General features: G+C 66.8%; 13 protein-coding genes. 8 read left to right on the plus strand and 5 right to left on the minus strand.

The window, feature by feature from the left end; translation table 11 throughout:
- Positions 1-84: 84 nt before the first annotated feature.
- Positions 85-1,770, plus strand: coding sequence for an isovaleryl-CoA dehydrogenase (locus NE850_RS15345; RefSeq protein WP_007179920.1), 1,686 nt, complete (start codon positions 85-87; stop codon positions 1,768-1,770).
- Positions 1,771-1,865: 95 nt separating this feature from the next.
- Entirely contained in the window at positions 1,866-3,284 is a 1,419-nt protein-coding gene (locus NE850_RS15350; RefSeq protein ID WP_007179921.1) for a coniferyl aldehyde dehydrogenase, read from the plus strand.
- 16 nt (positions 3,285-3,300) lie between these two features.
- On the opposite strand, the gene NE850_RS15355 is transcribed toward NE850_RS15350, so the two are convergent.
- The 5 genes from NE850_RS15355 to fliE form a co-directional block, all read right to left on the minus strand.
- Positions 3,301-3,660 (minus strand): EscU/YscU/HrcU family type III secretion system export apparatus switch protein, encoded by a 360-nt coding sequence (locus NE850_RS15355; RefSeq protein WP_310698898.1) that lies wholly within the window; start codon positions 3,658-3,660, stop codon positions 3,301-3,303.
- A complete protein-coding gene (locus tag NE850_RS15360) occupies positions 3,660-5,114 on the minus strand; it encodes a flagellar hook-length control protein FliK (RefSeq protein ID WP_310698899.1) in 1,455 nt (484 codons plus the stop codon). The genes NE850_RS15355 and NE850_RS15360 overlap by 1 nt, the downstream gene beginning before the upstream one ends.
- Before the next feature lie 90 nt (positions 5,115-5,204).
- Positions 5,205-5,531: a flagellar protein FliT gene (locus NE850_RS15365; RefSeq protein ID WP_007179924.1), complete on the minus strand. Its 327-nt coding sequence runs from the start codon at positions 5,529-5,531 to the stop codon at positions 5,205-5,207.
- On the minus strand, positions 5,528-5,962 hold the full coding sequence (gene fliS / locus NE850_RS15370) for a flagellar export chaperone FliS (protein WP_007179925.1): 435 nt from the start codon (positions 5,960-5,962) through the stop codon (positions 5,528-5,530). The genes NE850_RS15365 and fliS overlap by 4 nt, the downstream gene beginning before the upstream one ends.
- A gap of 217 nt (positions 5,963-6,179) precedes the next feature.
- Positions 6,180-6,515 (minus strand): flagellar hook-basal body complex protein FliE, encoded by a 336-nt coding sequence (gene fliE / locus NE850_RS15375; protein WP_007179926.1) that lies wholly within the window; start codon positions 6,513-6,515, stop codon positions 6,180-6,182.
- A 236-nt stretch (positions 6,516-6,751) separates the two neighbouring features.
- On the opposite strand from fliE, the gene fliF reads away from it, so the two are divergent.
- The 6 genes from fliF (at position 6,752) to NE850_RS15405 (ending at position 13,853) form a co-directional block, all read left to right on the plus strand.
- Positions 6,752-8,554: a flagellar basal-body MS-ring/collar protein FliF gene (gene fliF / locus NE850_RS15380; RefSeq protein ID WP_007179927.1), complete on the plus strand. Its 1,803-nt coding sequence runs from the start codon at positions 6,752-6,754 to the stop codon at positions 8,552-8,554.
- Complete coding sequence (gene fliG, locus NE850_RS15385) at positions 8,544-9,539, plus strand: flagellar motor switch protein FliG (protein WP_007179928.1); 996 nt, start codon at positions 8,544-8,546, stop codon at positions 9,537-9,539. The genes fliF and fliG overlap by 11 nt, the downstream gene beginning before the upstream one ends.
- A complete protein-coding gene (gene fliH, locus NE850_RS15390) occupies positions 9,526-10,209 on the plus strand; it encodes a flagellar assembly protein FliH (RefSeq protein ID WP_007179929.1) in 684 nt (227 codons plus the stop codon). The genes fliG and fliH overlap by 14 nt, the downstream gene beginning before the upstream one ends.
- Entirely contained in the window at positions 10,203-11,861 is a 1,659-nt protein-coding gene (gene fliI / locus NE850_RS15395; RefSeq protein ID WP_310698900.1) for a flagellar protein export ATPase FliI, read from the plus strand. Before fliH ends, fliI begins: the two co-directional genes overlap by 7 nt.
- Before the next feature lie 2 nt (positions 11,862-11,863).
- Complete coding sequence (gene fliJ / locus NE850_RS15400) at positions 11,864-12,313, plus strand: flagellar export protein FliJ (RefSeq protein ID WP_007179931.1); 450 nt, start codon at positions 11,864-11,866, stop codon at positions 12,311-12,313.
- Between the two features lie 79 nt (positions 12,314-12,392).
- Positions 12,393-13,853 carry a flagellar hook-length control protein FliK gene (locus NE850_RS15405; RefSeq protein WP_007179932.1) on the plus strand — a complete coding sequence of 487 codons (1,461 nt, stop codon included), beginning with the start codon at positions 12,393-12,395 and terminating at the stop codon, positions 13,851-13,853.
- Positions 13,854-13,962: the final 109 nt, after the last annotated feature.

The following is a 13,962-nucleotide window of genomic DNA, read 5'->3' on the forward strand; positions in this document are numbered from 1 at the left end:
TCTCAGCGCGCGGCGCGACATGCGGCGCTTAAACAGCGCACCGTCGATCGACGCCGGCGAGCATGCGTTGAACGGAGACAGCAGATGGAACGGCACAGCTTCGGCCAGACTCACGAGGTGACCAATCAGGTTCCGCCGCTCGCGGACTACAACCTCTTTTCCAGCGATGCCGCATTGACCGCCGCGCTCGAACGCGACGGCGCGGCGTGGCATCGCGATGCGTTGCTGCGGCACGGCGCGGCGCTCACCACGCCCGAGACACTGGCGCTCGCCGAGCTGGCCAACCGCCATACGCCGGAATTGTTCACGCACAGCCCGCGTGGCGAGCGTATCGACGCGCTGGAGTTTCATGCTTCGTGGCACACGCTGCTCTCGCTGCTGCGCCGCGAAGGACTGCACGCCCTGCCGTTTTCCGACCCGCAACGCGGCGCGATGGTGGCGCGTTGCGCCGGTTACTTCCTGCATGCGCAAATCGAATCCGGTTCGCTCTGTCCGCTGACGATGACCTTCGCGAGCATCCCCGTATTGCAACGCGAGCCCGCGCTATTCGCCAGGCTGCGCGACAAACTCTACGCGCGCGAACACGATCCGCGCGACATACCGCTCACGCACAAGAACTCCGCGATGATCGGCATGGGCATGACCGAGAAGCAAGGCGGTTCGGACGTGCGCAGCAATCAGACCCGCGCCTATGCCACCGCCGGCCGCGGCCGCGGCGCCGCCTACCGGCTGGTCGGCCACAAGTGGTTCTTTTCCGCGCCGCAGTGCGACGCCCATCTCGTGCTAGGCCGCACCGACGATCACGAGGGCCTCTCGTGCTTCTTCGTGCCGCGCTTCGCGCCGGACGGCAGCAAGAACGCCGTGCAGATCCAGCGCCTGAAAGACAAGCTCGGCAATCGCTCGAATGCAAGCAGCGAAGTCGAATTTCTCGACGCGTTCGGCATCATGATCGGCGACGAAGGACGCGGCGTGCCGACCATCATCGAAATGGCGAATTACACGCGGCTCGATTGCGTGATCGGCAGCGCGGCCTTGATGCGCGCCGCGCTCGTGCAGGCCATTCACCATGCGCGTCATCGCAGCGCGTTCGGCCGCCATCTCGCCGATCAGCCGCTGATGCGCAACGTGCTCGCCGATCTCGCCCTGGAATCGGAAGCGGCGACGGTGCTGTTCATGCGTCTCGCGCGCGCTTTCGAAGAATCCGCCGACGCCGCCTCCACCTCGCTCGCCGAGCGCGCGTGGCGGCGCATCGTCACACCTGCGGCGAAGTACTGGGTCTGCAAGCGTGCGCTGGAATTCACCGGCGAGGCGATGGAAGTCTGGGGCGGCAACGGTTACGTCGAAACCGGTCCGATGGCGCGCTTCTATCGCGAAGCGCCCGTGAACTCGATCTGGGAAGGTTCCGGCAACGTGATGTGCCTCGACGTGCTGCGCGCTATGGAGCGCGAGCCGGACGCGGCGCAGGCCCTGTTCGCCGGGTGGCAGATGGAAGCCCAGGCGCACCCGGCATTGAGCGCCGCGCTCGGCAAGCTGGCCGCCGCGCTCAACGGACCGGCTGAGCATCGCGAAGCCTCGGCACGACGGATCGCGCAACAGGTCGTGCTGATCGCGCAGGCCACGCTGCTGCTCGAGCATGCGCCGGGCGAAGTCGCCGAGGCGTTCATCGCAACTCGCCTTGCCGACGGCTGCGGCGAGAGCGGCCGGGTGTACGGCACGCTGCCCGCCGCGTTCGATCACGCGGCGATCGTCGAAAGAGCTTTTCCTGCCTGACATTCAGCACGCTTTAGCCGCACCGCCAGGCAGCGTTAGTACATCCAGCAAAAGCGCGATATCACGCGCAACGATATCCATCAGGAAGTGGACACATGAAGAACGATCTGCCGGAAGTTGCCGCGCTCGAAGCGCTGCTGCGCGATCAGCGCAACGCTTATCTGCGCGCGCCGTATCCGTCATGGGAGACCCGCGCCGCGCACCTGAAAGCGCTGCGCAAAGTCATGCTCGACAATCGCGACGCGCTCGCCGACGCGATGAACATCGACTTCGGCAATCGCGCGAAACAGGAAGTGCTGCTCGCGGAATTCCTGCTGGTGAAGGAGGAGATCGACGCCGCGCTTCGGCACGGCAAGCGCTGGATGAAATCGCAGCGCCGCAGCACCAACAAATGGCTGCTGCCGGCGCGCGCCAAAGTCGTGCCGCAGCCGCTCGGCGTGGTCGGCATCATCGTGCCGTGGAACTATCCGGTGCTGCTCGCCGTCGGGCCGCTGATCAGCGCGTTGAGCGCGGGCAATCGCGCGATCATCAAGATGTCCGAACTGACGCCGCTCACCTCGGCGCTGTTCGAGCAGTTGATCGGCCAGACCTTCGCGCGCGATCACGTCGCGGTGGTGAACGGCGACGCCGCGCTCGCCGCCGCGTTCAGCGCGCAGCCCTTCGACCATCTGCTGTTCACCGGCTCGACCAAGGTCGGCCACGAAGTGATGCGCGCCGCCGCCGAGCATCTGACGCCGGTCACGCTCGAACTGGGCGGCAAGTCGCCGGCCATCGTCGGCGTGCATGCGCGCTTCGACAACGCGGTGGACAACCTCGTCGCCGGCAAAACGCTCAATGCGGGGCAGACCTGCGTCGCGCCGGACTACGTGCTGGTGCCGCGCGGCAAGGAGCAGGCGTTCGTCGAGCGGGCGCGCGCGCGGATGGCGAGGATGTACCCGAACTTCGCCAACAACCCGGATTACACGACGATCATCTCGGAGCGTCACTTCGCGCGCCTCGAACGTCTCGCCGACGAAGCCCAGGCCGCCGGCGCGCAACTGCACCCGCTCACCGACAGTTCGCCCGATGCGGCGAGCCGCCGCTTTCCGCTGATCGCCGTCACGAATGCGCCGGACGCGTGCGCGCTGATGCAGGAGGAAATCTTCGGCCCGCTGCTGCCGATCGTCCCTTACGACACGCTCGACGACGCAATCGCGTGGATCAACGCCCGCCCCCGCCCGCTCGCGCTGTATCTGTATGCCGACGACGCAGCCACCATCGAGCGCGTGACGCACGAAACCATCGCGGGCGGCATGGCGGTCAACGAAACGCTGATGCATCTGGCGTGTGAAAGCCTGCCGTTCGGCGGAGTCGGGGCGAGCGGAATGGGCGCGTATCACGGCTACGAAGGCTTCGTGACGTTCTCGAAAATGAAGCCAGTGCTAACGCAGGCGCGTCTGAACGCGCGCGGGTGGATTTCGCCGCCGTACGGCAAACGGGTGAATGCGCTGCTGAAGTTGATGATGCGGTTCTGACGCCCGGTTCTGACACTCAACGCGCCGCGGTGCCGCCTTCCACCTCGGTCGCCACTACGTCGATGACATCCTGCGCGGCGGCATTCGTGCCCTGCGGCGGCTCGTTCTCCGCACCGCTTTCCAGCCGATGCAGCCACGCGAGCAACTCCGCGACCGCCTGATAAAGCTGCGGCGGAATCCGCGCGTCGAGATCCACCTGCATCAGCAGGGAGACCATTTCGGGCGCCTCGTGCACATACAGTCCGGCTTCCTTGGCCCGCTGCACGATCATTTCGGCCAGCATCCCGTAGCCTTTGGCGATCACGCGCGGCGCGGGATCGCCGCTTTGGGCGTCGTAGACGAGCGCAGCCGCGCTGCGGCGATTCTTGCGGCTCATCACATGTCCCAATCGAAATCGTCCGGCGGTGCGGCTTCGGCGCGCGGCACGTGCGCCGTACGGCGCACGGTCGCGGTCCTGTCAGCGGCCGTCGCACCCGGACTCGCCGCCGAAGCCGACTTCGCATACGCCGATGTCGCCGCCTGAGCGGCCGCCGCCGCGCCCGCTGCGTTAGCGCCGGTGGCCGGCGCGCCGCCGCCGATCTCGCGGATCGTCAAGCCATTCAACTCGATGCCCGCCGCCGCGAGCCGCTGACGGAAGCTCTCGCTTTGCATGGCAAGGCGCGCGGCACCGCCCGGACTGGCCTGCACCCGCGCGACGAGTCGTGTGCCGGTGAGCGTCAATTCCGCGTCGACGGTGCCGAGCGTCGGCAGCGACAGCGTCAGGCGCGTGCGCCACGGCTGGTCGTCCTCGCTCGCCGTGCCGCCGCCGCTGCGGTCCCATTCGTCGCCGTCCTGTTCGATGGTCCAGTCGAGCCTGGCGCCCGGCCAGGCTTCGCCGGTCCAGCGAAACTGTCCGGTCGCGAGCAGATCGAGTTGCTGGCGCACCAGGGGCACAGTCGCGGGATGAACCGCGGCCGCCATCGACTGCGAATTCTGCGACGAGCCGCCGTCGGCCGGTTGCGCCGCCGCGCTGTGCAGGCCTGCGTGTGTGGGCTGGGCGTTCAGGTCGGACAGGGAACTGGCCAGCACCTCGCCGGCCATGAAACGGGCGGCCTGCGCGGTCTGGATCGACGGCATGGAGCGGCCGGCGGCGTCCGGCGCGCCGTTCGCTGGGCCATTGGGTGAGCCATTCGGCGCGGCGCCCGTGCCCTGCCGGCCCGGACCGCTAGCGGAGGAAGACGCCTCGCCGGCGTCGTTCGCCCAGTCGAGCGGCAATTGCGCGGCGGCGGCCACCAGCTTGTTCTGCGCCTCGGCGGCGAGCGACGCGGGCGAACGCTGGCCCGCCAGCCATTGCGCGAGATGGGCTTCGTAGAAGAGACCACTGTCGCCGACGGTCTGTTCGAGCGCGGCGGCGAGCGCCGCGACCGGCACCTGGGTCGCGGCCACATTGGCGGTGGCCGTGCTTGCGCCGGTTGCGGCGGCATTCGGATTGGCGGTTGAAGCGGCTGAAGCGGTCGAACCGGCGGAAGCCGTCGCGCCGAACAGCGGCAACGCGCCGACTTCGACATCGAGCGCCGGCGCGGCCGGCCAGATCGGCGTCTGCCCGAGCACCGCCGGCGTCGCCTCGCCGCCCGAGCGCAGAATCGCGTTGAGCGTCAGCGCGACGGCGGACAGCGCAGTTTGCGCGGAGGGCTGCGGCGCGGGCGTCTCGATGAGCGCCGGCATGGTCGGCGCGGTTTCGACGCCCGCCGTGCCGGCTTGCGACGCTGCCGCACTGCCGGGCGCGATATTGAGCAGACTGTCGATCCGGCTCGCGAGCACCGAAGCGACGGCCGTGTCGATTCCGTTCATGCCGATTCCTTGGTCACATTGGCGGCGGCGCGCTCAAATCAAGTCAGTGAGCCGGATGGATAGAGGCGCAGGCGGCGCAAGCGGCAAAACTCAGCGCGCCCCGTACAGTTCCTTGAGCACGTGAGTCGGCCGTCCGGCGAACAGCGCCGACAGACCGGCCATGCGCGGATTCGCCAGATCGCGGATCGCAGCGTCGTCGGCGAGGATCTGGCGGATCAGCGCGTATTTGCGCAGACGCTCCGCCTCGTCGAGCTTCACGCCGGTTTCGGCGTCTCGCAACGCCTCCACCAGATGCCGGTACTCCTCTTGCAGGTGGACGAGATCGTTCCACAGTGCGCGCCGGGCAGCCGTCAGCATGCGGCAGGAAATCGCTGCAATCGCCTCATAACGGGCGAAGTATTCTGCGTTCGATGTCATCTCATGCTTTCCGCGGCCGGCTGAGCTGCCATCCGCGCGATCTCCGGGGCAATCCCGATCCATGCTTCCTCGAGTGTCGCCAGAAGGCCATCCACCTCGACGAGCATCGCCTCGCTCTGTTTTATATTGGCTTCGAGCAGCCGGCGCGACATATAGCTATATAGCGCATTCAACCGCTCTGCAATCTCGCCGCCCGCCTCAAGGTTGAGCGACTGCTGCAGCCCGCTTTCGACGATCTGGATCGCCTTGCCGATCGCTTCTCCACGAGCCGGCACGTTGCCTTGCTGCAGGTGCATGCGGGCCTGCGCGATGGCCTGCCGGGCGCCCTGATACAACATCACGATCAGACGATGCGGACTCGCGCCCATCACCCCTGTCTCGACGCCGACGCGTGCGTACGCATTGGCTCCAGAGTGTCCTGGGGAAAACATCGGCGCTCCTCCTCTCTTGCACTGCGGTTGGTCGTGGCTCCCCATCCGGGCACGTTGCCGCGCCCCGATTTCTGCCTGTACCTGGTTATCGGATAGGCAGCGCGAAAGCTTTAGGCCGGTGTAAGGAGGATTAAGGGGTCAATTGATGCGGCCCGCGAGGGCCGCACGGCATGCACGCGTTCGGGCGCGCGGGTAAGCCTTGCCGCCCGAGCCGCGTTCACACCGACATCTGCATGATGTCGTTATAGGCGGACACCAGCTTGTTGCGCACCTGCAGGCCGAACTGGAAACCCACGTTGGCCTTCTGCATATCGACCATCACGTCGTTCAGCGACACGTTCGACGCGCCGAGCTCGAACGCTTTCGATTCGCCGATCGCCTTGGTCTGATCGCCGCTGATCTTGTCGAGCGATGCTTTCAGCGCGGAGGCAAAGCCGGTGGGCGTTGCCGCGCTGGACGTATCGGCCACGGCCGTGCTGCCGCCGGCCGCTTGCGCCGCCATCGACTGCATCTGTTGCAGCGCCGACGAGAGCGCGTTCACGGGGAAAGTCATGTTTTCTCCAGGGAATGACGACCGGCATGCCGGAACCGTACCGATCTGGATGAAAGCATAGCAGCGGGCTATACGGGAAAGCCCCGAAACTAGGGGGGAAACCCGGCTCTATTCAAGCAATCGGGTTGGGCCGCGCTGCGGATAATTTCGAGGGTGAAAGTCTCTGTCCGTGCGCCCGCCGACCCTCGGCGCGGTGAGCGGCAGAACGCAAAAGGCATCCCGGAGAAACCCGACGCATGGATTCGTCAGCCAACTCTTTGATCAACCCCGACGCCCGCATGGGCCTCGCCGGCGCGCAGCCTGGCGCCGGTGCGGCCGGCGCCGGCCAGGCCGGCGGCGCGGACCTGGGTGGCCTTTCGGGCAGCCTCGGCGGCAACTTCGGTCAGCGCCTGTCAGGCCTCGCGCAAATGCGCGGCAACCCGCGCGCCCCGTTGATTTTTGCAGTCGCGCTGCTGGTCGCCGTGGTGGTGGGCCTGTTCCTGTGGTCGCGGGCGCCGGACTACAAGGTGCTTTACAGCAATCTGTCGGACCGCGACGGCGGCGCGATCATCACCGCGCTCCAGGCGGCCAACATTCCCTATAAATTCTCCGACGCGGGCGGCGCGATCCTCGTGCCGGCCGAGCAGGTGCATGAAATGCGTCTGCGCCTCGCGTCGCAGGGTCTGCCCAAGAGCGGTTCGGTCGGCTTCGAACTGATGGACAACCAGAAGTTCGGCATCAGCCAGTTCGCCGAGCAGATCAACTATCAGCGTGCACTGGAAGGCGAACTGGAGCGCACGGTGGAATCGATTTCGTCGGTGAAGTCGGCCCGCGTGCATCTGGCGATTCCGAAGCCCTCCGTGTTCGTGCGCGACAAGGAAGCGCCGTCCGCCTCCGTGCTGGTCAACCTCTACCCTGGCCGAGCGCTCGACGAGGGCCAGGTGCTGGCGATTACCCATATGGTGTCCTCGGCAGTGCCGGATATGCCGGTGAAGGGCGTCACCATTCTCGACCAGGACGGCAATCTACTCACGCAGCCGTCCACCGGCAACGGCCTCGACGCCTCGCAACTGAAATACCGCCAGCAGATCGAGCGCAGCACCCAGCAGCGCATCGACGCGATCCTCGCGCCCCTGTTCGGCTCGGGCAACGCGCATTCTCAGGTGAGCGCCGACATCGACTTCTCGCACAGCGAGCAGACCTCGGAAAACTACGGCCCGAACGGCAACCCGCAACAGGCGGCGATCCGCAGCCAGCAGTCGAGCAGCGCCACCGAAATGTCGCAAGGCGCCGCCTCGGGCGTGCCGGGCGCGCTGTCGAACCAGCCGCCGCAGCCAGCCTCCGCGCCGATCAACGCGCCGACCGGCGCGAGCGGCGTGACGACCACGCCGGTCAGCGACCGCAAGGATTCGACCACCAACTACGAACTCGACAAGACCGTGCGGCACCTCGAACGGCCGATGGGCGGCATCAAGCGTCTGTCGGTGGCGGTGGTGGTGAATTACCTGCGGGTGGTCGACGCCAAGGGCCACGCCACGATGCAGCCGGTCACCGCCGACAAGCTCGCGCAGGTCAATCAGCTGGTCAAGGATGCGATGGGCTTCGACCAGGCGCGCGGCGACTCGGTCAACGTGGTCAATAGCGCGTTCAGCACCGACCTCGACCCGAACGCCGACCTGCCGTGGTGGCGCACGCCGGACATGATCGCGCTCGCCAAGCAGATCGCTACTTACCTCGGCATCGGCGCGGTCGCCCTGTTCCTCTATTTCGTGATGGTGAAGCCGGCGTTGCGCCGCGCCTTCCCGCCGCCGGAGCCGCCCGTCGCCGGGGCGCTGCCGTCGCCGGACGAGCCGATCCTGCTGGATGGCATTCCCGCCGCCGAGCGCGTGGGTGCGGGCGGAAGTTCGGTCGCTGAACTGGAATCCGACAGCGAACTGCTCGCGCTCGAAAACTCCAAGCACAAATATGAGCGGAACCTGGAATTCGCGCGCAACATCGCGCGCCAGGATCCGAAGATCGTCGCAACCGTCGTGAAAAATTGGGTGTCCGATGAGCGCTGAAGGCGTAATGAAGAGCGCGCTCCTGCTGATGTCGATCGGCGAGGAAGAAGCCGCGCAGGTGTTCAAGTTCCTCGGGCCGCGCGAAGTCCAGAAGATCGGCGTCGCGATGGCCGCATTGAAGAGCGTGACCCGCGAGCAGGTCGACGAAGTCCTGCAGGAATTCGTGCGCGAGGCCGAGCAGCACACCGGCATGTCGCTCGATTCGAACGAGTACATCCGTTCGGTGCTGACCAAGGCGCTCGGCGACGACAAGGCCGGCGCGATCATCGACCGGATTCTGCAGGGCAGCGATACCAGCGGTATCGAGGGCCTGAAGTGGATGGATTCCGCGGCGGTCGCCGAACTCATCAAGAACGAGCATCCGCAGATCATTGCCACCATCCTCGTTCACCTGGACCGCGATCAGGCTTCGGAAATCGTCGCCTGCTTCACGGAGCGGCTGCGCAACGACGTGCTGCTGCGCATCGCCACGCTCGACGGCATCCAGCCGGCCGCGCTGCGCGAACTCGACGACGTGCTGACGGGTCTGCTGTCCGGCAGCGACAACCTCAAGCGCAGCCCGATGGGCGGTATCCGCACGGCGGCTGAAATTCTCAACTTCATGTCCAGCAATCATGAGGAAGGCGTTATCGAGAACGTTCGCCAGTACGACGCGGAACTTGCGCAGAAGATCATTGATCAGATGTTTGTGTTCGAGAACCTGCTCGATCTGGAGGACCGCGCGATCCAGCTGTTGCTGAAGGAAGTCGAGTCCGAGGCGCTGATCATCTCGCTGAAGGGCGCGCCGCCCGCGCTGCGCCAGAAGTTCCTGTCGAACATGTCGCAGCGTGCTGCCGAACTGCTCGCCGAAGATCTGGACGCGCGCGGTCCGGTGCGCGTCTCCGAAGTCGAGACGCAGCAGCGCCGCATCCTGCAGATCGTGCGCAACCTGGCCGAAGGCGGCCAGATCGTTCTAGGCGGCAAGGCCGAAGATGCCTATGTCTGATTCGAACTCCACGGCGAAGGAAAGCCTCTCGGCCTACCAGCGCTGGGAGATGGCCTCGTTCGATCCGGCGCCGCCGGCACCGCCCGAACCCGAAGTCGACGACGGCGCATTCGAAGCCGAACTCGAACGTCTGCGCGAGGCTGCGCATGCACAGGGCATCGCCTCCGGCCACGTGGCCGGTCAGGCGCTCGGCTACCAGGCCGGCTACGAGCAAGGTCACGCGCAGGGTTTCGAGCAAGGCCAGAGCGAAGCGCGTGAAGAAGCGGGGCGGCTCGCCGCCTTGGCCGAAACCTTCAAGGCGGCGCTCGACGGCGCCCAGGGCGCGATCTCCGAAACGCTGGTCGCACTGGCGCTCGACATCGCGCAACAGGTGGTGCGTCAGCACGTGCAGCACGACCCGACAGCGCTGATCGCGGCCGCGCGCGAGGTGCTGGCGAGCGAACCTACGCTGGTCGGCGCGCCAGCCCTGATCGTGAGTCCCGCCGATCTGCCGGTCGTCGAAGCCTATCTGATGGAAGAACTGCAAACGCGCGGCTGGACCGTGCGTACCGATCCGGCGGTGGAGCGCGGCGGTTGCCGCGCGCAGGCCGGCACCGGCGAAGTGGACGCCGGCATCGACACACGCTGGGAGCGCGTGGCTGCCGCACTCGGCAAGGTAAGCACATGGTGAAGCCGACGCTCGAAGAAATTCGCGCCAGCGATCTGACGCCGCTCGAACGCGAGCTGGCGCTGGCGTCGTTCGGCGCCGAAGCGCTGGCCGACGCTCCGGATGCGGTAATGCCCGCTGCAGCGGCCGTCGCGGCCATCGACGCCGCGCTGCGCGATCCGGCACATGCCCATCCGGCGACGGGCGCCGCCGCGATCCGCGACGCCGCCGCTTCGAGCCCGGCTTCCGCCGCCCCCGCCCACGCCATCCGTGCTCCTTACGACCCTGCGCTCGACAGCAACCCGTACATGCAAGCCTGGCGCGGCCGGCTCGACGCATTGCGTGCCCGCAACGCGATCGCCAAGCCGATGCGCGCCTGCGGGCGTCTCACACGCGCCGCCGGTCTGGTGCTCGAAGCGGTCGGCTTGCGCCTCTCGGTGGGCGCCGAAGTGATGATCGAACTGCCGCAAGGCAGTTCGCTGCCGATGGCCGAGGCCGAAGTAGTCGGCTTCTCCGGCGACAAACTGTTTCTGATGCCGACCACCGAAGTGATCGGCCTCCTGCCCGGCGCACGCGTGTTTCCGCTCGAAAGCGCGCCGATCGCCGATCCGATGGCGGGTGCCAAGCGCCTGCCGGTCGGCTGGGAATTGCTTGGCCGCGTGCTGGATGCGTCCGGCCGTCCGCTCGACGGACTCGGTCCTCTCGGCGCGCATGCCGACGCGCCGCTGTCCGCACCGGTCATCAATCCGCTGAACCGCGAACCGATTCACAAGGTGCTCGACGTCGGCGTGCGCGCGATCAACGCGTTGTTGACCGTCGGCCGCGGCCAGCGCATGGGCCTGTTCGCCGGTTCGGGCGTGGGTAAATCGGTGCTGCTCGGCACGATGGCGCGCTACACCAGCGCCGAAGTGATCGTGATCGGTCTGATCGGCGAACGCGGTCGCGAAGTGAAGGAGTTCATCGAGCAGATTCTCGGCGAGGAAGGTCTGGCGCGCTCCGTGGTGATCGCAGCGCCCGCCGACGTCTCGCCGCTTCTGCGGATGCAGGCCGCGTCCTATTCGACGTCGCTTGCCGAATATTTCCGCGACCAGGGCAAGCATGTGCTGCTGCTGATGGATTCGCTGACCCGTTACGCGATGGCGCAGCGCGAGATCGCGCTGGCCGTGGGCGAGCCGCCTGCCACCAAGGGCTATCCGCCTTCGGTGTTCGCCAAGCTGCCGGCGCTCGTCGAGCGGACCGGCAACGGCCCGGCAGGCGGCGGTTCGATCACCGCGTTCTACACCGTGCTGACCGAGGGCGACGACCAGCAGGATCCGATCGCCGACTCCGCTCGGGCGATTCTGGACGGCCACATCGTGCTGTCGCGCTCGCTGGCCGAGGCCGGCCACTATCCGGCCATCGACATTGAAGCGTCGATTAGCCGGGCAATGACCGCGCTGATCGACGATAACCATCTCGAGAAGACGCGTATGTTCAAGCAGATGCTGTCGCGCTATCAGCGTAACCGCGATCTGATCAACGTCGGTGCGTATTCGAGCGGGCGCGACGCGCTGCTCGACCGTGCCATCGCGCTGTATCCGCGGATGGAAGCATTTTTGCAGCAAGGCTTTCGCGAGTGCGCGAACTTTGAACCGAGTCTCGAAATGCTGGACGCGCTGTTTGCCCAAGGAGGCTGACGATGGCGAAACACTTCCCGATCAAGACGCTCATCGGCCTGGCTCAGGACGATGTGGACGCCGCGGCGCAACGTCTGGGCCGCGCGCAGCGCGAGCGCAACGACGTGCAATCGCAACTCGACGCCCTCGTGCAGTATCGCGACGAATATCACGCGCGCTTCACGGCATCCGCCCAGACGGGCATGCCCGCTGGCAACATGCGCAACTTCCAGGCATTCATCGACACGCTCGACGCCGCCATCGAACAGCAGCGCAACCTGCTGGCGACGGCCACCGCGCGTGTCGAGGCCGCGAAACCGGACTGGCAGCGTCAGAAGCAGAAGCTCGGCTCCTATGAAGTGCTGCAGGCGCGCGGCGAAGCCGCCGAAGCCGTGACCACGGCGCGGCGCGATCAGCGCGACGCCGACGAACACGCGGCCCGGATTCTGAGAATGCGCACCGAAGGCGCATGAATTGCACGAGGCGCATGACGCGCATGAGCGCCGCCCCGATTGACTGAACACCCCGTTTGACGGATTGACAGGATTCCCTATGTCGCTTCTCTCACAGATCGGCTCGTTGCTCGGCTCCGCTGGCAGCACGTCCACTAGCGCCGCTATGGCTGCGGCGGCGAACGCCAAACCGTTCTCGCAAACGCTGCAGCAAAGCATCGACCAGCAGAACAGCGCGGCTGCGCAGAGCGCGAGCCAGCAGCAGCCGTCGCCGTCTTCGTCGAGCGTGCACGACGCACCGCCGCCGCCCGATCCCGCCACGAAAAGCGCGGACGACGCGAACAGCAGCAAGGACACCAGCAAGCCGGCGAGTTCGGCGGCGTCCACGCCTGCGCAGGGCAACACACAGGCTTCGACCGACAAGACCAGCACCACGCCGCCGAAGACCGGCAACTCGGCAAACCAGACCGATGCCGGCACCGCGGCAGCGGCCGCTGCTGCCCAGGCACAGGCACAAGCTCAGGCCGACGCGAACGACGCCACCACGCCGGCCACCGACCCTGCCACGGCCTTGACCGACGCCGCGACCGCGTTGCCCGGCACGAGCACGGACGCCGCGACCGGCGGCGTCTCGGGCAAAAAGACCGCTGCCGCCGATCCGAAGTCATTGCAGGACGCATTGCAGGCAGCGTTGGCCGCGCTGGCGAACAGCCAGGGCGCCGTCCCGGCACAAGCGATGGCGAGCGGCGCGGCAGCCAGCGCCGCGACTTCGGCAAACGGCCTGACCGGCACCCATGCGGAGCTGAACGGAACCTCGGACGGCAAGACGCTTGCGGGCGGACTATTCGGCGACGGCAAGGGATCGACCGCATCGAGGAGCACTCTGACGGCTGCCGCGACGACCTTAGCCGACCCATCCGCCGCGGCAAAAGCGGCGGCGGATGCAATGACGGCAACGGCTGCCGGCGGCGTGTCGGCAGACGATCTGGCGTCCTTCAAGAGCGCTACCGACGCGGCGACGGCGGCACTGGCTGCCGCACAAGCCGCGGCCGGCGCCGCGAGCACGACGGCCGCCATGCAGACCACTGGCAATGCCGGCGCGGCGGAGGCGGCGAACGCCTTGTCACCGCAGGTCGGCACGACCGACTGGGAGGACGCATTGAGCCAGAAGGTGGTGTTCCTCTCGAACGCGCATTCGCAGAGTGCCGAGTTGACCTTGAACCCGAAGGATCTGGGACCGTTACAGGTTGTGTTGCAGGTTGCCGATAACCATGCACATGCGCTGTTTGTTTCGCAGCATCAATCCGTGCGCGAAGCCGTCGAAGCGGCGTTACCGAAGTTGCGCGAAGCAATGGAATCGAACGGCATTGGACTGGGGAGCGCGAGCGTCAGCGACGGCTTTGCGCGCCAGGGCAGCCAACAGCAGAACGCCGACTCCGGCCGATCTGGGGGTCGTTCGAGCGGCGCGAGCGGATCGTTTGGCGGCGGCACAGACCCGATCGACACGACGGTGAGCGTCCCGACACGACGCACGATAGGCCTGGTCGACACATTCGCGTGACGGGAAGTAACGCGCACCAACATTCCCTGGACCCCGAAGGCATGACCGGCACACGATTCCGGTGATTTGTGAATGGCGGCCTCCAACGGGCGCCAATTTGCATCTGGCG

This window comes from Paraburkholderia sp. USG1 (assembly GCF_031570135.1).
In the GTDB taxonomy this organism is placed as follows: domain Bacteria; phylum Pseudomonadota; class Gammaproteobacteria; order Burkholderiales; family Burkholderiaceae; genus Paraburkholderia; species Paraburkholderia dioscoreae.